21 protein-coding genes and 1 pseudogene are annotated in these 19,268 nt (G+C 60.1%); 16 read left to right on the top strand and 6 right to left on the bottom strand.

From position 1 onward, the window contains the following. The first annotated feature begins 20 nt into the window (after positions 1-20). Complete coding sequence (locus ABJN75_RS11110; protein ID WP_348439659.1) at positions 21-1,298, top strand: hypothetical protein; 1,278 nt, start codon at positions 21-23, stop codon at positions 1,296-1,298. A gap of 10 nt (positions 1,299-1,308) precedes the next feature. Beyond that, on the top strand, positions 1,309-1,863 hold the full coding sequence (locus ABJN75_RS11105; protein ID WP_348439658.1) for a GNAT family N-acetyltransferase: 555 nt from the start codon (positions 1,309-1,311) through the stop codon (positions 1,861-1,863). Between the two features lie 36 nt (positions 1,864-1,899). Here ABJN75_RS11105 and ABJN75_RS11100 read toward each other — a convergent pair whose 3' ends face one another. From ABJN75_RS11100 to ABJN75_RS11090, 3 genes are read right to left on the bottom strand one after another with little or no spacing between them, the layout of a single operon-like run. Then, positions 1,900-2,187 carry a hypothetical protein gene (locus tag ABJN75_RS11100; RefSeq protein WP_348439657.1) on the bottom strand — a complete coding sequence of 96 codons (288 nt, stop codon included), beginning with the start codon at positions 2,185-2,187 and terminating at the stop codon, positions 1,900-1,902. 2 nt (positions 2,188-2,189) lie between these two features. Continuing rightward, complete coding sequence (locus tag ABJN75_RS11095) at positions 2,190-2,573, bottom strand: hypothetical protein (protein ID WP_348439656.1); 384 nt, start codon at positions 2,571-2,573, stop codon at positions 2,190-2,192. 5 nt (positions 2,574-2,578) lie between these two features. Continuing rightward, entirely contained in the window at positions 2,579-3,118 is a 540-nt protein-coding gene (locus ABJN75_RS11090; protein ID WP_348439655.1) for an invasion associated locus B family protein, read from the bottom strand. A 331-nt stretch (positions 3,119-3,449) separates the two neighbouring features. Between ABJN75_RS11090 and ABJN75_RS11085 the strand changes: the two genes are divergently transcribed. The 3 genes from ABJN75_RS11085 to ABJN75_RS11075 are packed head-to-tail and all read left to right on the top strand — an operon-like array spanning position 3,450 to position 6,300. Next, positions 3,450-4,010: a MaoC family dehydratase gene (locus ABJN75_RS11085; RefSeq protein ID WP_348439654.1), complete on the top strand. Its 561-nt coding sequence runs from the start codon at positions 3,450-3,452 to the stop codon at positions 4,008-4,010. After that, positions 4,007-5,167 (top strand): CaiB/BaiF CoA-transferase family protein, encoded by a 1,161-nt coding sequence (locus ABJN75_RS11080; protein WP_348439653.1) that lies wholly within the window; start codon positions 4,007-4,009, stop codon positions 5,165-5,167. Before ABJN75_RS11085 ends, ABJN75_RS11080 begins: the two co-directional genes overlap by 4 nt. Beyond that, positions 5,164-6,300, top strand: coding sequence for a carbohydrate ABC transporter substrate-binding protein (locus tag ABJN75_RS11075; protein ID WP_348439652.1), 1,137 nt, complete (start codon positions 5,164-5,166; stop codon positions 6,298-6,300). Before ABJN75_RS11080 ends, ABJN75_RS11075 begins: the two co-directional genes overlap by 4 nt. On the opposite strand, the gene ABJN75_RS11070 is transcribed toward ABJN75_RS11075, so the two are convergent. Both ABJN75_RS11070 and ABJN75_RS11065 read right to left on the bottom strand, forming a co-directional pair. Continuing rightward, complete coding sequence (locus ABJN75_RS11070; protein WP_348439651.1) at positions 6,293-7,132, bottom strand: amidohydrolase; 840 nt, start codon at positions 7,130-7,132, stop codon at positions 6,293-6,295. The genes ABJN75_RS11075 and ABJN75_RS11070 overlap by 8 nt on opposite strands. 88 nt (positions 7,133-7,220) lie before the next feature. Beyond that, positions 7,221-8,003: an IclR family transcriptional regulator gene (locus ABJN75_RS11065; RefSeq protein WP_348439650.1), complete on the bottom strand. Its 783-nt coding sequence runs from the start codon at positions 8,001-8,003 to the stop codon at positions 7,221-7,223. Positions 8,004-8,186: 183 nt separating this feature from the next. Here ABJN75_RS11065 and ABJN75_RS11060 point away from each other — a divergent pair, with 183 nt between their 5' ends. From ABJN75_RS11060 to ABJN75_RS11010, 11 genes are all read left to right on the top strand, one after another. Continuing rightward, the gene (locus tag ABJN75_RS11060; RefSeq protein WP_348439649.1) at positions 8,187-9,503 is read left to right on the top strand and encodes a sugar ABC transporter substrate-binding protein; all 1,317 of its coding nucleotides are present in this window, start codon (positions 8,187-8,189) and stop codon (positions 9,501-9,503) included. A 113-nt stretch (positions 9,504-9,616) separates the two neighbouring features. Continuing rightward, the gene (locus ABJN75_RS11055) at positions 9,617-10,513 is read left to right on the top strand and encodes a sugar ABC transporter permease (protein WP_348439648.1); all 897 of its coding nucleotides are present in this window, start codon (positions 9,617-9,619) and stop codon (positions 10,511-10,513) included. Positions 10,514-10,515: 2 nt separating this feature from the next. Then, positions 10,516-11,382, top strand: a complete 867-nt coding sequence (locus tag ABJN75_RS11050; protein ID WP_348439647.1) for a carbohydrate ABC transporter permease — start codon at positions 10,516-10,518, stop codon at positions 11,380-11,382. 2 nt (positions 11,383-11,384) lie between these two features. After that, the gene (gene ugpC / locus ABJN75_RS11045; RefSeq protein WP_348439646.1) at positions 11,385-12,482 is read left to right on the top strand and encodes a sn-glycerol-3-phosphate ABC transporter ATP-binding protein UgpC; all 1,098 of its coding nucleotides are present in this window, start codon (positions 11,385-11,387) and stop codon (positions 12,480-12,482) included. Positions 12,483-12,484: 2 nt separating this feature from the next. Continuing rightward, on the top strand, positions 12,485-13,606 hold the full coding sequence (locus ABJN75_RS11040; RefSeq protein WP_348439645.1) for a mandelate racemase/muconate lactonizing enzyme family protein: 1,122 nt from the start codon (positions 12,485-12,487) through the stop codon (positions 13,604-13,606). 3 nt (positions 13,607-13,609) lie between these two features. Beyond that, entirely contained in the window at positions 13,610-13,939 is a 330-nt protein-coding gene (locus ABJN75_RS11035; RefSeq protein ID WP_348439644.1) for an L-rhamnose mutarotase, read from the top strand. A 234-nt stretch (positions 13,940-14,173) separates the two neighbouring features. Beyond that, positions 14,174-15,241, top strand: a complete 1,068-nt coding sequence (locus ABJN75_RS11030) for a Gfo/Idh/MocA family oxidoreductase (RefSeq protein WP_348439642.1) — start codon at positions 14,174-14,176, stop codon at positions 15,239-15,241. Positions 15,242-15,243: 2 nt separating this feature from the next. Further along, positions 15,244-15,690, top strand: a complete 447-nt coding sequence (locus ABJN75_RS11025) for a MaoC/PaaZ C-terminal domain-containing protein (protein ID WP_348439640.1) — start codon at positions 15,244-15,246, stop codon at positions 15,688-15,690. Between the two features lie 22 nt (positions 15,691-15,712). After that, entirely contained in the window at positions 15,713-16,447 is a 735-nt protein-coding gene (locus ABJN75_RS11020) for an SDR family oxidoreductase (RefSeq protein WP_348439638.1), read from the top strand. A 23-nt stretch (positions 16,448-16,470) separates the two neighbouring features. Further along, positions 16,471-17,766, top strand: coding sequence for an L-fuconate dehydratase (locus ABJN75_RS11015; RefSeq protein ID WP_348439636.1), 1,296 nt, complete (start codon positions 16,471-16,473; stop codon positions 17,764-17,766). A 31-nt stretch (positions 17,767-17,797) separates the two neighbouring features. Next, positions 17,798-18,637 carry a fumarylacetoacetate hydrolase family protein gene (locus ABJN75_RS11010; RefSeq protein WP_348439634.1) on the top strand — a complete coding sequence of 280 codons (840 nt, stop codon included), beginning with the start codon at positions 17,798-17,800 and terminating at the stop codon, positions 18,635-18,637. A gap of 20 nt (positions 18,638-18,657) precedes the next feature. On the opposite strand, the pseudogene ABJN75_RS11005 reads toward ABJN75_RS11010, so the two are convergent. Next, positions 18,658-19,268: pseudogene (locus ABJN75_RS11005) on the bottom strand (hypothetical protein); the annotation flags it as partial.

Here is a 19,268-nt window from a genome sequence, read left to right as displayed (position 1 = left end):
CTTCCACAAGGAGCTTGATCATGAGCGATGCAGCAAGAGTTGAAATCGATCTGCACGAGAATGCGATTCTTCCGGCCCGAAATCCGGAGGTCACACCGTTTGCCGAAATGTCGCGGCTTATGATGATCGGCATCGACGCAAACCAGCAAAACAATCTGCTCTGGACTGCGCAGACCGAACCGAACGGTCCCTGGAGCGGAACCTGGGAGGCGATCAACAAGACATCCTATATCGTGCTGGCTACCGGATCGACCACCGACGGACGCGTGGCGCTTGCCGCCCAGACCAAGTCCTCTCCTTTGGCGGTGCATTACATTGACGAGGCAGCGCAGGGGGCCGGTGGCGAGGAACGCTGGAATGAACCAATCAGCCTTGGCATGCCTGAAGGTCTTGCCGGTTTTGTCCAGCTTGAGATGGTCCGCGATGCCGATGGCCGGATCGAGATTTTCGGGGTTGATGATTCCGGGGGCAATGTCTGGTGGATCTATCAGAATCCGCCGAAGATCGTCGACAAGACAGAACAGGTCACCCCTCCTGGATCGACGACACCGATCACCGTGCATGTGCAGGAAGCCGAGCCGCCGGATACGCCCTGGAGTGCCTGGATTGCGTTGCCCGGTCAGACCATCTCGCGTCTGACGGTTAGCAACGACGCCACAGGCCGCATCACCCTGATCGGCACCGGGCAGAATCCGAAGGCTGTTGAAGTCTATGTCATCAGCCAGAGCAAGGGCACTTCGTTGGCAACAGCAGACTGGAGCGGCTGGACCCGCATCGACAACGCCGATAGCGGCACTGCCGGCTCCAGACCCACAGCTGTTCTCGACAACGAGGGCGCCATCAACATCTTCATGGTCGGCAGCCAGGCCGACGTGGTGCAGATCCGCCAGCAGCCGTCGGGCGGACCGGGTTGGTCGGAGTGGTATCGTCCGGGCATGACCGGCAAAACCCTCGTCAATGTTACCTCGGCCTTCGCAGGCAACGGCCAGATCGTGCTTGTGGCGCTTGACGAAAACCTGGGGCTTCACGCCAATTACCAGTACGACGCGCTGTTCCAGCAATGGAGCGGTTGGCAGCAGATCGGTGTCGCGCCGGATTTCGGGTTGACTGCGATGGACTACAACGCCGATGGAAGCCTGACCTATTTCCAGGGCGAAACCAAAATCAATGGCGTCAAGATGATCAGCCAGGTGACGATGGATTCGACCTCCTGGACCGCCGGCTGGACCATGCTGGCCGACAACGGCATCTTCACCTATGGCATCGTGCGCGATCTGACGCCGCCCGAAACAAGCTAGCCTGGCGCGAATGACGTCCGGCATCCCCGATCCCGGCGTGAGCGGCCCCGTGGTCCCGCATTATGAGCGGGCCGCGGCTCTCGGGCTTGCATTCCGCGTGATGACGGCGGAAGACATGGGATTCCTTGCCGGCCTGTACGCCTCCACGCGTGAGGATGAGCTGGCGCCATTGCCCTGGAGCGCGGAGCAGAAAGCCGCGTTTCTGCAGATGCAGTTTGAAGCCCAGCATTCCCACTATCTCAAGCACTATCCGGATGCCATGTGGCTGATCATCGAACTGGCCGGTCAACCCGCCGGGCGGCTGTATCTGGAATACTGGCCGAGTGAACACCGCATCATCGACATAGCGCTGATGCCGCAGCTGCGCGGTCGCGGCATCGGGGCGGCATTGCTCCGCGATGTCATTGACGAGGCTGTGCGCAGCGCCAAGGCTGTCGGCATACATGTCGAGAAAGCAAATCCGGCCATGCGGCTTTACAAACGTCTCGGGTTCGAGACGGTCGAGGACAAGGGTGTCTATGATCTGCTTAGGTGGCAGCCATCCGCCCCGGCGACGCTGTCATAAGCCATTTTGTGAGTAAAGATCTGCTTACGTAGCCATTCAGGTGAAAACCGCTTCATAGTGAATGCCTTCGCTGGCCTGTCCGACCGGGACGATGAACAGTTCGATTTCGCCCAGCGTGTCGTTGGCCATGACATAGCTGCCCTGCGGCAACACGGTCTCGGAGTCGGACTGCCAAAGCAGCGAGAATGACCCGCCCATGCGCTCGCCTTTGCCCTTGCGCAGAACTTCGATCAATCGAAGCGGCTGAGCCGGGTCGATTGAAGTGACAGTGAATGTCTGGCCATCCAGCGCCTCGAAATGCTCGGCGGTCAGCTCGACAGTCATGATCACTGCTCCTGTTTGGGGACGCGAAAAATCCGCAAAGGCTTGAGAAGGCTGGCAGTTGGAAAGCTTGTCCGGGTTTCCTGTTTGGCCGCCACGGGCTGGCCAATCACGGCGCCGCGGCGGATCTCATGAAATGTCGCTTCAATCAACTGGTCAAAGCCGCCCCGGTACATGCCGGACAAAAACGCGATCGTGTTTGCTGCATCACCGGTGAATTGCCAGCCGCAATCGTCAAACCGGCATCCCGACAAGGCCGGGACTTCTCCGCCGGAATAAATCATCGTGCAACTGGAAAACACGCAATCGCGAAACGAGGACCCATCCAGGGCGACATTCTTGCTGAAAAAGCTGCGGTCCTTGTAATCGCCTTGGATTTTGTCGGTCATGACTTTCAGTTGGCAGTCAGTTTTTCATAAGCGGTTGAAAATCCGATCAGATTGATCGGTACCGCGAAGCTCTGTCCGGATACGGACTGAAACTTGAATTCTATCGATTTGCCGACCTTGAGATCAGCCAGCAATTGATCGCTGATCGGCAGGTTTGAGAAGGCGCCCTGGGGATTGCTGGTCTGAACCGGAACGGTGAATGGTTCCTTGTCGTCGACGGTCACTTCCACACCTTTGATAAAATCAACGCCATGCGGCAGTGCAAGCGTCAGGGTGTGGTTTGGCGAGTCTTTCTGCGGACGGATTACCACAGTCAGCAGCCTCTGGTTGGATTCCTGTACCACCACATTTTGCATCATCTGGCAGACAAGCGGCGCATCGGCGGTTTCGCCCGCCCCGCAATTGACCGCCCAGTTGCTTTTCGACGTCTCGGCGGTTGCCATGGGTCTGTCGGTGGTCTGTGCAAATGCCGGCGACAGTGTCACCGCCAGGGCCGCTGCAAGGACCGCCGAGCGGCCACCCACCATGAATGTGGCAAAGGTCAAGGTAAAACTCCCGGTTCAACGAATTCGAATGTGATCGACTTCAGGTTTTATCGCATCGCCGGTGATATCTGACAAGGCCTTAGACCCGTCTTGCGGGATGCGGCAGGGAACATATTCTGTTTTGGCGCTGATCGCAAAACGAGGTGTGCCCGCTGATTGGGGCGCTCGCCCAATGCCTTCCTGGCCGGTGCCGCGGGCTGACATGCCGACAATTGCCGTCGCCGCTGACAATGAACTTCGCACGCTCCACATGAGGTTCGAAAAAATTCCACCCTTGCCACTATAATCCATATGTGAATATATTATTCAAATAGGAATTGCGGGAGGAGTTATGGGATCTTTGTTCGAACCCACGGTCGGGATCGTGAGCACGCATCCGCGCAACATGCCTGAAGAGCATGCGGATCTGCCGGTCTGGAATGCGGAAAACTGGTTTTACGAGGATTGGCAGCCAGGCCACAGGATCCGATCTCTGCGCCGCACGATGTCCGAGGGCGAAAGCCACATGTTCAACACCCTCGTGGTCGACATTCACCCTTATGTTCAGGACCAGATGTTCGCCGAAAGCGAAGGCGTGTTCGGCCGGTGTCTGGTGGCTGGCGCCTTCGTGTTCTCCGCCGGCCTCGGACTGGTGGCGACCAATTGCGTCAACGCGTTTTCCTATGGCTATGACAAGCTGCGCTTCATCAAGCCGGTGTTCATCGGCGACACCATCTATACGGTGCGCACCAATCTCGACAAAAAGCCGCGTTATCAAAAAATGGGCCTGATCCGCGCCAGCTATGAAGTGTTCAAGGCAGAAGGCGAACTGGTCCTCTACTGCGAGCACCTCCAGACGGTGAAATACAAATCCCCGGCGGATTTCGCCGGAAAAACAGAAAAGACATCATGACCACCGATCAAGACCTCCCGCTCGACGGGCTTCTCGTGCTTGACATGAGCCAGTTTCTGTCCGGCCCCTACGCCACGTTGCGGCTTCAGGATCTTGGCGCGCGCGTGATCAAGATAGAGCGTCCGGGCACAGGCGATCTGTCGCGCACGCTCTATCTCAGCGATACCGAATTTGGCGGCGACTCGACCATTTTCCATGCGATCAATCGCGGCAAGGAAAGCCTTGCGATTGATCTGAAGAACGAAACCGACCTTGCCGTTCTCCGGCACCTGATCGCCAAGGCAGATGTGCTGGTGCAGAATTTCCGCCCCGGCGTCATCGAACGGTTGGGGCTCGACTACGAAGCGGTCCGCACTCTCAATCCCAAGCTGGTCTATGCCTCGATCAGCGGCTATGGCGAGGAAGGCCCCTGGGTCAAGCGCCCCGGGCAGGATCTTCTGGCCCAGGCCCGCTCCGGCGTGATGTGGCTCAGCGGTGACGACGGCGATGGCCCGGTTCCGATGGGGCTTGCGGTGGGCGACATGTTTGCCGGCGCAGCCATTGCCCAGGGCATCCTGGCGGCGCTGGTCAAGCGCGGCATTTCCGGCCGGGGCAGTCATGTCGAGACCAGCCTTCTTGAAGCGCTGGTCGATTTCCAGTTCGAAGTGCTGACGACCTATCTCAATGATGGCCGCCGCATGCCCCGGCGCGCCGGCTTTCGCAGCGCCCATGCCTACCTGTCGGCGCCCTACGGCGTCTACCAGGCAAGCGACGGCTTCCTGGCTCTGGCGATGACGCCGATCCCGCGCTTGCAGGAGCTGCTGGGGCTTGATGCGCTCGCGCCCTACAGTGCCGACCCAAAATCCTGGTTCACCGCCCGTGACGAGATCAAGCGGCTGATTGCGGATTGCATCAAGGCCCGCCCGGTCGATGAATGGTTGGCGATCCTCGAACCTGCCGATATCTGGTGCTCGCGGGTTCTCGACTGGGATGATCTGATGCAAAGCGAGGGCTTTGAGGTTCTCGACATGCTGCAGCGTGTCGAGCGCGAGGACGATGTGTCGATCCTGACCACGCGCTCGCCCATCAGGGTCAATGGCGCGCGGCCGAAATCAACCCGCGCCGCACCGCGCGTCGGCGAGAATTCCGTGGCGATCCGGGCGGAGTTCGGGCTGTGAGCGCAATCGTCTTGAAAGGCATGACCTGGAGCCATCCTCGCGGCTACGATCCCATGGTGGCGTGTTCGCGGGTGTGGAAGGAACAAACCGGCGTCGAGATAATCTGGGACAAGCGCTCACTGCAGGATTTCGAGTCCTATCCGGTCGAGCAACTGGCGCGTGAGTACGACCTGATTGTCATCGATCATCCCCATGTCGGCGAGATCACCGCGCAGGCCTGTCTGACGCCGCTCGATGTTGCCGGACGCGAGAGGGAACGCGATGCCCTGGCCGCAGCCAGCATCGGTGGCTCCTATCCGAGCTACTCATGGGAAGGCCGTCAATGGGCGTTCCCGATCGACGCCGCGGCACAGGTTCAGGCCTGGCGTCCCGATCTGCTCGGCGCTGCGCCCCTAAGCTGGGGCAGCGTGATGGATCTGGCGAAGCAGGGCAGGGTGATGCTCCCCATGCGTCCGCCGCATTCGCTGATGTGCCTCTACACGCTCGCCGCCAATCTGGGCACACCATGTACGACGCAAGGGCCCGGTGACCTGATTTCGACGCCGCACGGCGTGAAGGTCTATGCGCTTGTGTCGGAACTGGTCACGCAGTGCACCCCGGATTGTTTTGATATGGACCCGATCGCCGTTCTCGACCGGATGAGCCGAACCGACAGCGAGATTGCCTGTGCACCGTTGATCTACGGCTACGTGAATTACGGTGTCTCCGGCTTCAGGGACAGACGGATTGCTTTCGCCGATATCCCCGTGGCCGGTCAGCTTGGCCCGTCAGGATCGGCGTTGGGCGGCACCGGCATTGCAGTCTCGGCATTCAGCAAGCAAGCCGGTGCGGCGATCGATTTTGCCTATTGGATCGCCAGCGGCGAAGTCCAGCGCGGGCTCTTTGCCCGGGCCGGTGGCCAGCCCGGCCATGCCGCCGGATGGGAGGATGACGCCGTCAATGCCGCGACCAACAGGTTTTACGTCAATACCCGTGCAACGCTCGACAACGCATGGACCAGACCCCGCCACCAAGGCTACATGGAATTCCAGGAAAATGCGTCGCAGCGCCTCAATGCCGGCCTGCAAGCCGGTGAGGCTGGCGCACCGGTGATCGCTGATATAAGCCGCCTGTTTGCCGAAAGTTTCAGCTGAGCTTCCAGATCCGTCGGGCATTGCCGGAAAGCAGTTTTCGTTTTTCGCTCTCGCTTGCGCCGTCAAGAACGGCGTGCGTCGCCGCGACCCAGGCCATCAGGCCGCCGCCCAGCGTGCAGACCGGCCAGTCGCTGCCCCAGACGACCCGGTCCCATCCGAAACTCGAAACCGTGTGCTCGATCCACGGGCGCAGGGTCTCCGCGATCCAGGTCTCCGGATCGGCATAAGCGACAACGCCCGAGATCTTGGCGGTGACGTTTGAGCGTTTTGCAAGCTCGCTGATGTGGTCCTGCCATGGCTGCCGGGCTTCACCCTTGATGTCGGGAACGCCACAATGATCGAGAATGAAACTCACGTCCGGCGCGAGGTCGGCAAGGGCCATCGCCAAGGGCAACTGGTGCGGCAGCACGCAAAGGTCAAAGGTCAGGCCATATCCTGACATGCGCTTGATGTTTTCGCGGAACAGGATCTGTTCGGACAGCTCGTCGGACATGACGTGAAGCACGCGGCGAAAACCCTTGATCAGCGGATTGTCCCGTTGCCTTTCGAGATAGGATGGAAAGTCAGCGGCCTCCGGGCGACAGGATGCAATCGCGCCGGCAACCAGACTGTCGGGCAGTCCGGCAAGTTTGCCCACATAGGCGGTCTCGTCCTCGATGCGATCGGGTGCGACGTCGACCTCCATGTGCAGCGTCCGCGAGATCCCGGCGCGGCGGGCTTCGAGCGCGTAGCTCTCGTACGACCATGGCTTGTCCAGCGCGGGTACGCTTGCGAGCCAGGGGTAGGAAAGTGCGGACGGATCAATGACATGCAAATGGGTGTCGACGATCATGCGGTTTCCTCCTTGCGGGGCGCCGGCTTCCCACAAGCCGGGTACGTATCGATACTCCCACAGGGAAATAGATTATTCAAATAAGAATTCAGGATGATTCCTGGGTGTCCGCGCCGGCCAGTTCCGACAATTGCCGCGTGGTCTTGGCCAGCATCGACAGGGTCTCGGTGATATCGGGAGCCTGGGAGACATTGACCAGGCTGATATAGGGGACGGTCAGGGCTGCGATGGCGCGGCCGTCCGGACCCAGAATCGGTGCCGACAGGTTGAAGACGCCGGCAGTCTGCGCGCTCGGCATCATCTCGTAACCGCGTTCACGGATCTGGTCGAGGCGCTCGAAGAATTCCTTTGCCAGTGTCGGTTGTTCGCCACTGCTGGAATACTCGTTGATCATCATCAGCCGCTCTTCCTGGGACCGGAAGGCGAGCAACGCATGCCCCGACCCGGTGTCATACAGGCTGATATGCGAGCCGACGCGGATGGAGATGCCCCAGTAACCGGGCGCTTCCTGCTGCGCCACCACAACCACCGAACCGCGGTCGAAGACGGTCAGCTGATTGGCCTGCCGGGTTGCCTCGGCAAGTTCGCGCATGAACGGTGTGGCGTAGGAGACCAGGCGGCGGACCGGAACATGCAATTGCGCCAACCCGAACAGTTTCAGCGTCAGCGAATACCGGTCGCCGTCTATGCGGGTGACATAGCCGCGCCGCACCAGACGGTCGAGCATGCGGTAGAACTGGTTCGGGCTTCTGCCCAGTCGTTTGGCTATCTCGGCCTGGGTCAGTCCGCCATCGATTTCGGCAAGAAGCTCGAGAATGTCGAGACCCTTGTCGAGCGCGGGCGCCCTGTAGCGATCGTCTTCGGCTTCCATGCTTTTCTCCGTGAATGACGAAATTTATATACGCATGACGCATTCAGATAACAATGAAACATTCCGGGGCTTAAAGGTAAACTCTTGACCGCTGGTAAAGATGATGTTTGTATATGAATGAACCGCTCATCAGTGAGGGTTTGGGGCGGTGTCCCACAGTTTCAACGTCTCGGGAGGAGGCTCATGAAAAAGCTATTGGCCGGCGTATCAGCCGGCGTTGTCGCATTGGTCGTCGGCGGTTCGGCGCTTGCCCAGGAATTGCCTGGCAAGTTCGAAGGCGTAACCATCGATGCCAAGCTCATCGGCGGGCAGCAATATGAGAACCTCTATTCGCGCATCAGCGAATGGGAAAAGGCAACCGGCGCCACTGTCAACGTCATTTCGAAAAAGAACCACTTCGAGCTCGACAAGGAAATCAAGTCGGACATCGCGGTTGGAGCGATCAGCTGGTGCGTGGGGTCGAACCATTCGTCTTTCGCGCCGCAGTATCCCGGCATCTACACGGATCTCAACGCGCTGCTTCCCAAGGAAGAAATCGATGCGTTCGTCGATGCCAACATCGCCGCGTCCACGCTCGGTGGCAAACTGGTCATGCTGCCGCGCGCCCAGTTCGACGTCTCCGCGATGTACTATCAGAAGAGCCTGTATGCCGATGAAGCCAACAAGACCGGTTTCAAGGAAAAATACGGCTACGACCTGACCCCGCCGGATACCTGGCAGCAGGTTACCGATCAAGCCGAGTTCTTCGCCAACCCGCCTGAATTCTACGGCACCCAGTATGCGGGCAAGGAAGAGGCCATCAATGGCCGCTTCTATGAGATGCTGCGCGCTGAAGGCGGCGAATATCTCGATGCCGACGGCAAGCCCGCGATCAATTCGGAGGCCGGTGTGCGGGCTCTCGACTGGTTCGTCAACCTCTATAAGGCCAAGGCGGTGCCGGCAGGCACAACCAACTATCTCTGGGATGATCTCGGCCAGGGGTTTGCTTCCGGCACGATCGCGCTCAATCTGGATTGGCCGGGCTGGGCCGGTTTCTTCAACGATCCCGCCTCATCAAAGGTGGCCGGCGATGTCGGTGTCGTGGCTCCGCCCAAGGGCTCGTCGGGCGCACGCACCGGCTGGTCCGGGCATCACGGCTTCTCGGTGACGGAAAGCTGCGCCAACAAGGAAGCGGCCGCATCGCTGGTCTGGTTCCTGACCAACGAGGACAGCCAGAAGCTGGAAGCCGGTGCCGGCCCGCTGCCGACCCGCGACGCGGTTTGGACCTGGGTGATCGATCAGGCCAAGGATGATCCGTATCGCAAGGAAGTGCTCGAAGCCTTCCAGGAAGCTGCAAAGGGCGCCTATCCGGTTCCTCAGTCGGCCTCCTGGATCGAGATATCCAACGCGGTCTATCCTGAACTGCAAGCCGCCATCCTCGGCGACAAGACAACCCAGCAGGCGCTTGATGCCGCCGCCGCCAAGGCGACCGCCATCCTCGAGGACGCCGGAGAGCTGTAACAGTCTCTAACGGAGAGGGCGCGGCCGGACTGCGCCCTCTATCCAGTCATACCAGCGTGCCGGAGTTGGGCGCGCGTGGTACCCAATACCAACCGAAGTGATGCGAGGATACGATGAGAGGCTGGAAGCCTGCGCCGCATATTCTGCTGCTGTTGCCGGCCTTTATCGTGCTTGCGGCCGTTGTCGTCGTGCCGCTGATGCTGTCGCTCTATTCGAGCTTCACGCCATTCCGGCTGACGCGACCGGATACGATTTATACGTTCATCGGCTTTCGCAATTACCAGCGGCTTTTCGCCGACAGGGAATTCTGGACCGCGTTCGGCCGCACGGTTCTGTTGTTGACCGTCGCCCTCAATCTCGAAATGGTGCTGGGCCTGTTCCTGGCACTGCTGATCGAAAAAGCCACACGGGGCCAGCGGCTGCTGCGCACCATCATGATGTTCCCGATGATGTTCTCGCCGATCCTGGTCGGGTTCCAGTTCAAGTTCATGTTCAACGACAATATCGGCCTGGTCAACAATGCCCTGCAATCACTCGGGCTGACCGATCAGGCAATCCCCTGGCTCATTGACAGCAAGCTCGCCTTCACATCGATCATGATCGCCGAGGTCTGGTCGTCGACCTCGGTGTTTGCAATCTTCATCCTGGCCGGTCTGATGGCGATGCCGAAGGAGCCGCTGGAGGCGGCCAAGGTCGATGGTTGCACGCCGTTGCAAAGTTTCCGCTATGTGACATGGCCCTTCATCATGCCGTTCGCCTACATCGCCATGACCATCCGTTCGCTCGACATCGCCCGCGCCTACGACATCGTCAAGATCATGACCGATGGCGGCCCGGCCAAGCGCACCGAGATCCTGTGGACCCTGATTTCGCGCACTGCCTATTCCGATGCCCGCATGGGGCTTGCCAACGCGATGGCCTATGTCGCCATCTTTCTGTCGATCCTGTTTACGGTGCTGTTTTTCCGGCAACTGGCGAAAGCCCGTCAGCAAATCGGGGCGGAGTGGTAATCATGAACGAGAACCAGGTAAACCGCCTCAAGCAGAACTTACTCAAGGCCGGGCACCTGATCGGTCTGTTCATCGCGATGACGATCATCTGCCTCCCCGGACTCTGGATCGTGCTGTCGTCGCTGAGGCCGACAGTCGAGATCATGGCCAAGCCGCCGGTCTGGATTCCGCAGAGCCTCTCCTTCGACGCCTATATCGCGATGTTCTCCGGCGTCGGGCAGGGCGGCATTCCGGTGCTGGAGTATTTCCGCAATTCGATCATCATCTCGGTGACATCGACCGTCATCGCGCTGGCGATCGGACTGGCCGGTGGATATGCCTTCGCGCGCTATCAGTTTCGCGGCAAGACGGCGATCTTCCTCGGGTTCATGCTTACCCGCACTGTGCCCGGCATCGCGCTGTCGCTGCCGCTGTTCTTTGTCTTTGCCCGGCTCGGCATCATCGATACCCATTTCGGGCTGATCCTCGCCTATGTGGCGCTCAATGTGCCGTTCACGGTCTGGCTCATCGACGGCTTCTTCCGCCAGGTTCCGCGCGACCTCGCCGAAGCCGCCCAGATCGACGGCTGCACCCGCTGGCAGGCATTCTGGCAGGTCGAGTTCCCCTTGGCGCGTTCCGGCATCGCCTCGGCCGGTATCTTTGCCTTCCTGATTTCCTGGAACGAATTCGCGCTCGCTTCGCAACTCACCCGGTCGACCAATTCCAAGACGTTGCCGGTCGGTCTGCTCGATTACACCGCCGAATTCACCATCGACTGGCGCGGCATGTGCGCACTCGCCGTGGTGATGATCATCCCGGCGCTCACCCTCACCTTTATTGTCCAGAAACACCTCGTGTCCGGTCTGACATCCGGCGCCGTCAAGGGATAGTCATGGCTACTGTTTCACTCAAAAACCTGGTCAAGAAATATGGCAGCCTCGAAGTTGTTCACGCCATCAACCTTGATGTCGCGGACCGCGAGTTTGTGGCGCTTGTCGGCCCGTCGGGCTGCGGCAAGTCGACCACGCTCAGGATGATCGCCGGGCTCGAAGCCATCAGCGGCGGCCACATTCATATTGGCGACCGCGCCGTCAACGAACTGCCGCCGCGCCAGCGCAATATTTCGATGGTGTTCCAGTCCTATGCGCTCTATCCGCACATGACGGTCGCCGAAAACATGGGCTTCTCGCTCAAGATCGCCGGCCGGTCGCAAGCCGACATCGCCAGCGCGGTGGCTGATGCAGCCAAGACGCTGGGTCTGGAAGAGCTTCTCGAACGCCGCCCGTCGCAACTTTCCGGCGGGCAACGCCAGCGTGTCGCCATGGGCCGGGCCATCGTTCGTCACCCCGATGTGTTCCTGTTTGACGAACCGCTGTCGAACCTGGATGCCAAACTGCGCATGCAGATGCGCACCGAAATCAAGAAACTGCACGCCAAGGTCAAGTCGACGATGATCTATGTGACCCATGACCAGGTCGAGGCGATGACGCTTGCCGACCGGATTGTCATCATGCGCGATGGCCATATCGAACAGGTCGGACCTCCCGAAGAGGTTTTCCGCCGCCCGGCATCGCGGTTTGTTGCCGGCTTCATCGGGTCGCCAACCATGAACCTGCGCGAGGCAACGGTGGATGACGGCAAGCTCACATTTGCCAATGGCGACACGCTTCCCTTGCCGGGTCAGTTCCGTGATCGCGTCACCGCAGGCCAGAAGGTGGTGTTCGGTCTGCGTCCGGATGATCTTTATCCGACCGGGCACGGGATTCATTCCGGCGAAGCGGCGGAAGTGCACGCCGTCGAGGTTCCGGTGTCCCTGACCGAGCCGCTCGGCAATGAAACCCTGGTGTTCGCCGAATTTGCCGGCGACGACTGGATCTCGCGCATGCTCAACCCGCAGCCATTGCGCTCGGGCGACAAGGTGGAATTGAGCTTCGACCTCAGCCAGTCGCATCTGTTCGACGCCGGCACCGAAAAGAGTCTGAGGGGCTGAAAATGGCGCGTATCGAAAAAGTCGAAATGCGCATGGTTGACCTCAAGCCCAAGGTCAAACGCACCGACGCGATCCAGAGCTTCATCAGCCAGGAAACCCCCATTGTCACGATCACCGATTCCGATGGCGCTACCGGAACCGGCTACAGCTACACCATCGGCACCGGCGGTTCCTCGGTAATGCGGTTGCTCAACGATCACCTGGCGCCGCGGCTGATCGGTCGCGATGCCGACATGATCGAGGCAATCTGGCATGAACTCGAATTCGCCACCCATGCCACCACCATCGGTGCAATCACCGCAATAGCGCTCGCTTCCATCGATACGGCCTTGTGGGACCTGCGCGCCCGCAAACAAGGCCTGCCCCTGTGGAAACTGGCCGGTGGCGCCAAGGAAAAATGCCCGCTCTACACCACCGAGGGCGGCTGGCTGCACATAGAAACCGAAGCGCTGGTGGATGATGCCGTTCAGGCCAAAGCTCAGGGGTTTCTCGGTTCCAAGGTCAAGATCGGCCGGCCGCATGGATCGGAAGATCACGCCCGGCTCTCTGCTGTGCGCGCGGCTGTCAGCGACGGTTACGAGATCATGACCGACTGCAATCAGGGCTTTACCGTTGACGAAGCGATCCGCCGCGCCGAGCGGCTGCGCGAGCTTGATCTGGCCTGGATAGAGGAACCGCTGCCCGCCGATGACATCGATGGCCACGTGCGTCTGTCCCGCTCGACCTCGACGCCGGTCGCGGTCGGGGAATCGCTCTACTCGATCCGGCATTTCCGCGAATACATGCAGAAGGGCGCTTGCTCGATCGTGCAGGTTGACGCCGGCCGCATCGGCGGCATCACGCCTTGGCTGAAAGTCGCCCACGCTGCCGAAGCCTTTGATATTCCGGTCTGCCCGCATTTCCTGATGGAACTGCATGTGAGCCTCGTCTGCGCGGTGCCCAATGGCAAATATGTCGAATACATCCCGCAGCTCGACGAGTTGACCTCAAGCCGCATGCGGATCGAAAACGGTCATGCCTGTGCGCCGCTTGAGCCGGGCATCGGCATCGATTGGGACTGGGATGCTCTACGTGCCAAGAGTATTCCGGAATTCACCACGACGATCACCAAAGCGGAGGGCTGAACCATGCAGCGAATGGGAACGGTCATCGGTCTGAAGCCGGAAAAGATCCCCGAGTACAAGCGGCTGCACGCCGCCGCCTGGCCGGAAATTCTTGACATGATCTCCAGATGCAACATCCGCAACTATTCGATCTTTCTCAGGGAGCCGGAAAACCTGTTGTTTGGCTATTGGGAATATCACGGCACGGATTTTGCGGCCGACGCCGCAAAAATGGCGGCGGACCCGAAGACGCAGGAATGGTGGGATCTCTGCATGCCTTGCCAGCAACCCCTCGAAACCAGAAAAGACGGCGAATGGTGGGCGATGATGGAGGAGGTTTTCCATCATGACTGAGGATATTGATTCGGGTAGCCTCTCCCCCTCACCAAGCGCGCCCAGACATTCGATTGTATCGAATGCGGGCTTGCTATCCTCTCCCACAAGGGGAGAGGTAGAGCCGCGGTATAGCCATTCGGATGACCTCTCCCCTGGTGGGAGAGGATACGAAGGCCGGGCGAGCATGGCGAGCCCTCGGCCGAAGTTGGTGAGGGGGCATGTGTGTTGCTCTCTGATTGGGAGATGCAACCCATGACCTTCGATCCCACAAGTCTGCAGCAATCCTGGCAAATACCGACAGATCCGAGGCCGATCGTCACCTTTGGCGCCGGCTCGATTGTCGGTGACGCGCATTACCCGGCTTACCGGAAAGCGGGTTTCCCGGTGGCGGGCCTGTATGATCCGGACAGTCTAAAAGCTGAAAAGCTGGCCGCCGAATGGGGCGTGACGGCCTATGCTTCAGTCGAGGCAGCAGCCGCAGTCCCGAACGCGATTTTTGATCTGGCGACGCCACCCAACGTGCATGCCAGTGTCCTGCGCAAGTTGCCCGATGGCGCGGCCGTGTTGATCCAGAAACCGATGGGCAGCGATCTTTCAGCGGCAACGGAAATCCTCACCATCTGCCGCGAGAAGAAGCTCAAGGCCGCAGTCAATTTCCAGCTGCGCTTCGCACCGATGATGCTGGCTCTCAAGGACGCGATCGCCCAGGGCTGGCTCGGCGAGGTCGTCGATTTCGACGCCTGGCTGGCGCTGGCGACGCCCTGGCAGCTCTGGCCATTCCTGAAGGGATTGCCGCGCATCGAGATTGCCATGCACTCGATCCATTATCTTGATCTCATTCGACAGGTTCTTGGAGACCCCGATGGTGTTCACGCCAAATCCATCGGTCATCCCAACCACGAGATGGCCCAGACCCGCACCAGTGCCATTCTCGATTATGGCAACCGGGTGCGTTGCGCACTGTCGATCAATCACGACCATGATTTTGGCCGCAAGTACCAGGCTTGTGAATTCCGCATCTGCGGAACCGAAGGGGCTGCCTATCTGCAATTGGGCGTCAATCTCGACTATCCGCGCGGCGAGCCGGACATTCTCGAGATCCGCCCCAAAGGTGGCGACAGCTGGGTCGCGGTGCCGCTGAAAGGCGCCTGGTTCCCCGATGCCTTCGTTGGCCGGATGGCCAATCTGCAGCGCTTTGCCGCCGGAGAAGACACAGAACTGGTCAGTTCGGTCGAGGATGCCTGGAATACCATGGCGCTGGTCGAGGCCGCCTACCAATCATCGGCAGCACCCGCGACGCAGTTGCAAAAGAGACCCTGAGAATGGAACAGACAACCTATTTCGAAGATTACGAGATCGGCAGTGAGCGCGTCACCTATGGACGGACGATCACCGAGACGGATTTCGTCGTGCATGCCGGCCATACCGGCGATTTCTTCCCCCATCACATGGATGCCGAGTTCATGAAGACGCAAGGGTTCGGCCAGCGCATCGCCCACGGCACCATGGTATTCTCCATCGGCGTCGGGCTGACAGCCAGCGTGATCAACCCGGTGGCGTTTTCCTATGGTTATGACCGGCTGCGTTTTGTAAGACCGGTGTTCATCGGTGACACGATCCACACCCGCACCACCATTGCCTCCAAGCAAGACGATCCGAAGCGGGCTGAAATGGGGCGGGTGGTCGAGCGCACCGAGGTGATCAACCAGAAGGGTGAGGTCGTGCTCGTTGCCGACCACATCTACATTGTCGAGCGCAAACCCGCCTGAGCGGAACCGAACGGAGTGAAAAATGGCAGACTGGGTCAAAGACAAAACCGTCCTCGTAACCGCCGCGGGCCAGGGCATCGGGCGTGCCACAGCACTTGCCTTCGCGGCGCGCGGGGCGCGGGTGTTTGCCACCGACATCAATGAAACGACGCTTTCGGAATTATCCGGTGAAGCGGGCATCAAGACGCGCAGGCTCGATGTGCTGGATGCCGCCGATATCGCCGCAGCCGTGGCCGCGATTGGCCCGGTCGACGTGCTGTTCAACGGCGCGGGCTTCGTCCATGCAGGCACGATCCTCGAAATGAGCGACGAGGATTTCGACTTCGCCATGGATCTCAACGTACGCTCGATGATCCGCACCATACGCGTGGTGTTGCCGTCCATGCTGGAGCGCGGCGGCGGGGCGATCATCAACATGTCGTCGGTCGCAAGCTCGATCACGGGTGTGCCCAACCGCTTCGCCTATTCCACCTCCAAGGCAGCGGTCATCGGCCTGACCAAATCCGTTGCCGCTGATTATGTCGGGCAGGGGATCCGCTGCAACGCCATCTGTCCCGGCACGGTCGAAAGCCCGTCGCTGCAGGATCGTATGCGTGCGCAGGGAGACTACGACACCGCCCGCGCCGCCTTCGTCGCGCGCCAGCCGATGGGCCGCATCGGCAAGCCCGAAGAGATCGCTGATCTCGCGGTCCATCTCGCCAACGCGACCTTCACCACGGGTCAGGCCTACGCCATCGATGGCGGCTGGTCGATCTGACGTTTGCAACGGGACAAAGCACCGTGACCACAATCACCGGCCTCAAGACCTACGATCTCAGGTTCCCGACATCGCAAAGCCTCGACGGCTCCGACGCAATGAATGCTGACCCGGATTATTCGGCGGCCTATGTGGTTCTTGAGACCGGCGAGACGGGGCTGGAAGGGCATGGCCTGACGTTTACCATCGGACGTGGCAACGAGATCTGCTGTGCGGCGATCAAGGCGATGCGCCATCTGGTCGTCGGGCTCGATCTCGACTGGATCCGTGACGATCCGGGAAGGTTCTGGCGGCATGTGACGTCGGACAGCCAGTTGCGCTGGATCGGTCCCGACAAGGGAGCGATCCATCTGGCGACCGGCGCCGTGGTCAACGCTGTGTGGGACCTGCTCGCCAAACAGGCGGGCAAACCGGTTTGGCGGCTGGTCGCGGAGATGACGCCCGAGGAGATCGTCAGTATTGTCGATTTCCGCTACCTTACCGATGCGATCACTCGCGACGAGGCGCTTGCGATGCTGAAGCGGGCCGAACCCGGCAAGGCGGAGCGGATCGCCCGGCTCGATGAAAGCGGTTATCCCTGCTACACCACATCGGCGGGTTGGCTGGGCTACCCTGACGACAAACTGCGGCGGCTGTGCCGGCAGGCGGTGGATGCCGGGTTCAATCATCTCAAGCTCAAGGTCGGCCGCGATCTGGACGACGACTTACGGCGATTGCGCATTGCACGCGAGGAACTCGGACCGGACCGGGTTCTGATGATTGACGCCAATCAGGTCTGGGAAGTAGGCGAAGCCATCGACTGGGTCGGCAAACTGGCCTTCGCCAATCCCTATTTCATCGAGGAGCCGACCAGTCCCGACGACATTGCCGGTCACAAGCGTATCCGTGAAGCGATTGCCCCGGTCAAGGTCGCCACCGGCGAGATGTGTCAGAACCGCATCATCTTCAAGCAGATGATTGCCGGCGGTGCCATTGACGTGGTGCAGATTGACGCCTGCCGGATGGGCGGCCTCAACGAGGTGCTGGGGGTTTTGCTGATGGCGGCGAAGTACCGGCTTCCGGTGTGGCCGCATGCCGGCGGCGTTGGCCTGTGCGAATATGTCCAGCATCTTTCGATGATCGACTTTGTCGCCGTCTCCGGCACAATGGAGGGCCGTGTGATCGAGTATGTCGATCACCTGCATGAGCATTTCATCGATCCGTGCGTGATCCGCGGCGCGGCCTACATGCCTCCGGCAAAAGCGGGTTTCTCAATCGAGATGAAACCGCTATCAATTGAACAGCATATTTTCACGCCGTCCCGCACGGCAGCGGCCTGACCGGCCAATCAAGACACGAGGAAAAGACCACATGAAACTGCTTCGCATTGGCGCTCCCGGACAGGAAAAACCTGCCATTCTCGATGCCGCGGGCAAACCCCGCGACCTGTCGTCGGTTGTCGGCGATATTGCCGGTGATGCGCTGTTGCCCGAAAGCCTGGCCAAGATCGCCGCCATTGATCCTCAGAGCCTGCCCGAACTTGCGGCCGGCAGGATCGGCCCCTGCGTAGGTCAGGTTGGAAAATTTATCTGCATCGGACTCAATTATTCCGACCATGCCGCGGAAACCGGCGCCGAAGTGCCAAGCGAACCGGTCATCTTCATGAAGGCCACCAGCGCCATCTGCGGCCCCAACGACACCGTGCTGATCCCGCGCAAATCGGTCAAGACCGATTGGGAGGTCGAACTCGGCGTCATCATCGGCAAGGGTGGTGTCTATATCGACGAGGCCGATGCCATGGACCATGTCGCCGGTTATTGCGTCGTCAATGATGTCTCCGAACGCGAATTCCAGATCGAGCGCAGCGGCACCTGGGACAAGGGCAAGGGCTGCGACACCTTCGGCCCGATCGGTCCCTGGCTGGTGACGCGCGACGAGATTGCGGATCCGCAAGATCTCAAGATGTGGCTGGAAGTCGATGGCCATCGCTATCAGGATGGTTCCACCAGGACCATGGTCTTCGGCGTGCAGTATCTGGTGAGCTATGTCAGCCAGTTCATGAGCCTGCAGCCCGGCGACGTGATCTCGACCGGCACGCCCCCCGGTGTCGGCATGGGCCAGAAGCCGCAGACCTACCTCAAGGGCGGCGAGACAATCGAACTCGGCATCGAGGGCCTGGGCCAGCAACGCCAGAGCGTCGGCAAGGCCTGAGGTTCATCTCCGCAACAGCTTCACGCCTTCCCGCTCCGGGGAGGCTGGGACTGTTGCGCTTTGGCCACCTTTTCCCGGTAAAACGCAAGCGCATCGTCAACCGGGCCGATGAAGATCGACCGGCCTTTCTCAAGCACCATTCCGTGGGTGCACAGCGACTTCATCAGGCCTGTATTGTGGGTGGCGAGTACCAACCCTCGGCTACCTTCAACCAGGCTCATCATCCGCTCTTTGACTTTGGCGTTGAAAGCCGCGTCGCCGGCGCCGATCCATTCATCGAGCAGCAGGATATCCGGCTCGATCATTGTGGACACCGCCACGGCAAGCCTCAACCGCATGCCAGTGGAATAGGTGGCAAGCGGCTTTTCGATGTCGTCTTTGAGCTCGGAGAAATCTAAAACGGTGGGAATCAGCGCCCGAATCTCTTTCAGCCGCAAGCCCATTTGTAATCCGCGCAGATAAATGTTTTCAAGCCCTGTGGCCTCCGGGTGCAGGGCAATCGGGTGAAGAAATGCGTGACAAAGGGGTAATAAGCTGAATCTGTCGTGATCCTCTGATTTGGAAGGAGGACGACGATGGATGATGTGGTGGTGGAGTGTGATGCGGTTGGCGAAGCGGTTGTCTTTCTTCG

The sequence above is a fragment of the Hoeflea sp. genome (genome assembly GCF_039975035.1).
In the GTDB taxonomy this organism is placed as follows: Bacteria; Pseudomonadota; Alphaproteobacteria; order Rhizobiales; family Rhizobiaceae; genus Hoeflea.
Note: the sequence above shows the minus strand (reverse complement) of the source record. Positions and strands in the feature narration are given on the sequence as shown.

Bases quoted from the DNA above. Each gene is read 5' to 3' on its own strand.
- ABJN75_RS11050 (WP_348439647.1), top strand. From the start codon at position 10,516: ATGAACGAGAACCAGGTAAACCGCCTCAAGCAGAACTTACTCAAGGCC.
- ABJN75_RS11060 (WP_348439649.1), top strand. From the start codon at position 8,187: ATGAAAAAGCTATTGGCCGGCGTATCAGCCGGCGTTGTCGCATTGGTC.
- ABJN75_RS11010 (WP_348439634.1), top strand. From the start codon at position 17,798: ATGAAACTGCTTCGCATTGGCGCTCCCGGACAGGAAAAACCTGCCATT.
- ABJN75_RS11110 (WP_348439659.1), top strand. From the start codon at position 21: ATGAGCGATGCAGCAAGAGTTGAAATCGATCTGCACGAGAATGCGATT.
- ABJN75_RS11080 (WP_348439653.1), top strand. From the start codon at position 4,007: ATGACCACCGATCAAGACCTCCCGCTCGACGGGCTTCTCGTGCTTGAC.
- ABJN75_RS11100 (WP_348439657.1), bottom strand. From the start codon at position 2,187: ATGACTGTCGAGCTGACCGCCGAGCATTTCGAGGCGCTGGATGGCCAG.
- ABJN75_RS11030 (WP_348439642.1), top strand. From the start codon at position 14,174: ATGACCTTCGATCCCACAAGTCTGCAGCAATCCTGGCAAATACCGACA.
- ABJN75_RS11035 (WP_348439644.1), top strand. From the start codon at position 13,610: ATGCAGCGAATGGGAACGGTCATCGGTCTGAAGCCGGAAAAGATCCCC.
- ABJN75_RS11085 (WP_348439654.1), top strand. From the start codon at position 3,450: ATGGGATCTTTGTTCGAACCCACGGTCGGGATCGTGAGCACGCATCCG.
- ABJN75_RS11055 (WP_348439648.1), top strand. From the start codon at position 9,617: ATGAGAGGCTGGAAGCCTGCGCCGCATATTCTGCTGCTGTTGCCGGCC.
- ugpC (WP_348439646.1), top strand. From the start codon at position 11,385: ATGGCTACTGTTTCACTCAAAAACCTGGTCAAGAAATATGGCAGCCTC.
- ABJN75_RS11020 (WP_348439638.1), top strand. From the start codon at position 15,713: ATGGCAGACTGGGTCAAAGACAAAACCGTCCTCGTAACCGCCGCGGGC.
- ABJN75_RS11065 (WP_348439650.1), bottom strand. From the start codon at position 8,003: ATGGAAGCCGAAGACGATCGCTACAGGGCGCCCGCGCTCGACAAGGGT.
- ABJN75_RS11070 (WP_348439651.1), bottom strand. From the start codon at position 7,132: ATGATCGTCGACACCCATTTGCATGTCATTGATCCGTCCGCACTTTCC.
- ABJN75_RS11040 (WP_348439645.1), top strand. From the start codon at position 12,485: ATGGCGCGTATCGAAAAAGTCGAAATGCGCATGGTTGACCTCAAGCCC.
- ABJN75_RS11025 (WP_348439640.1), top strand. From the start codon at position 15,244: ATGGAACAGACAACCTATTTCGAAGATTACGAGATCGGCAGTGAGCGC.
- ABJN75_RS11095 (WP_348439656.1), bottom strand. From the start codon at position 2,573: ATGACCGACAAAATCCAAGGCGATTACAAGGACCGCAGCTTTTTCAGC.
- ABJN75_RS11105 (WP_348439658.1), top strand. From the start codon at position 1,309: ATGACGTCCGGCATCCCCGATCCCGGCGTGAGCGGCCCCGTGGTCCCG.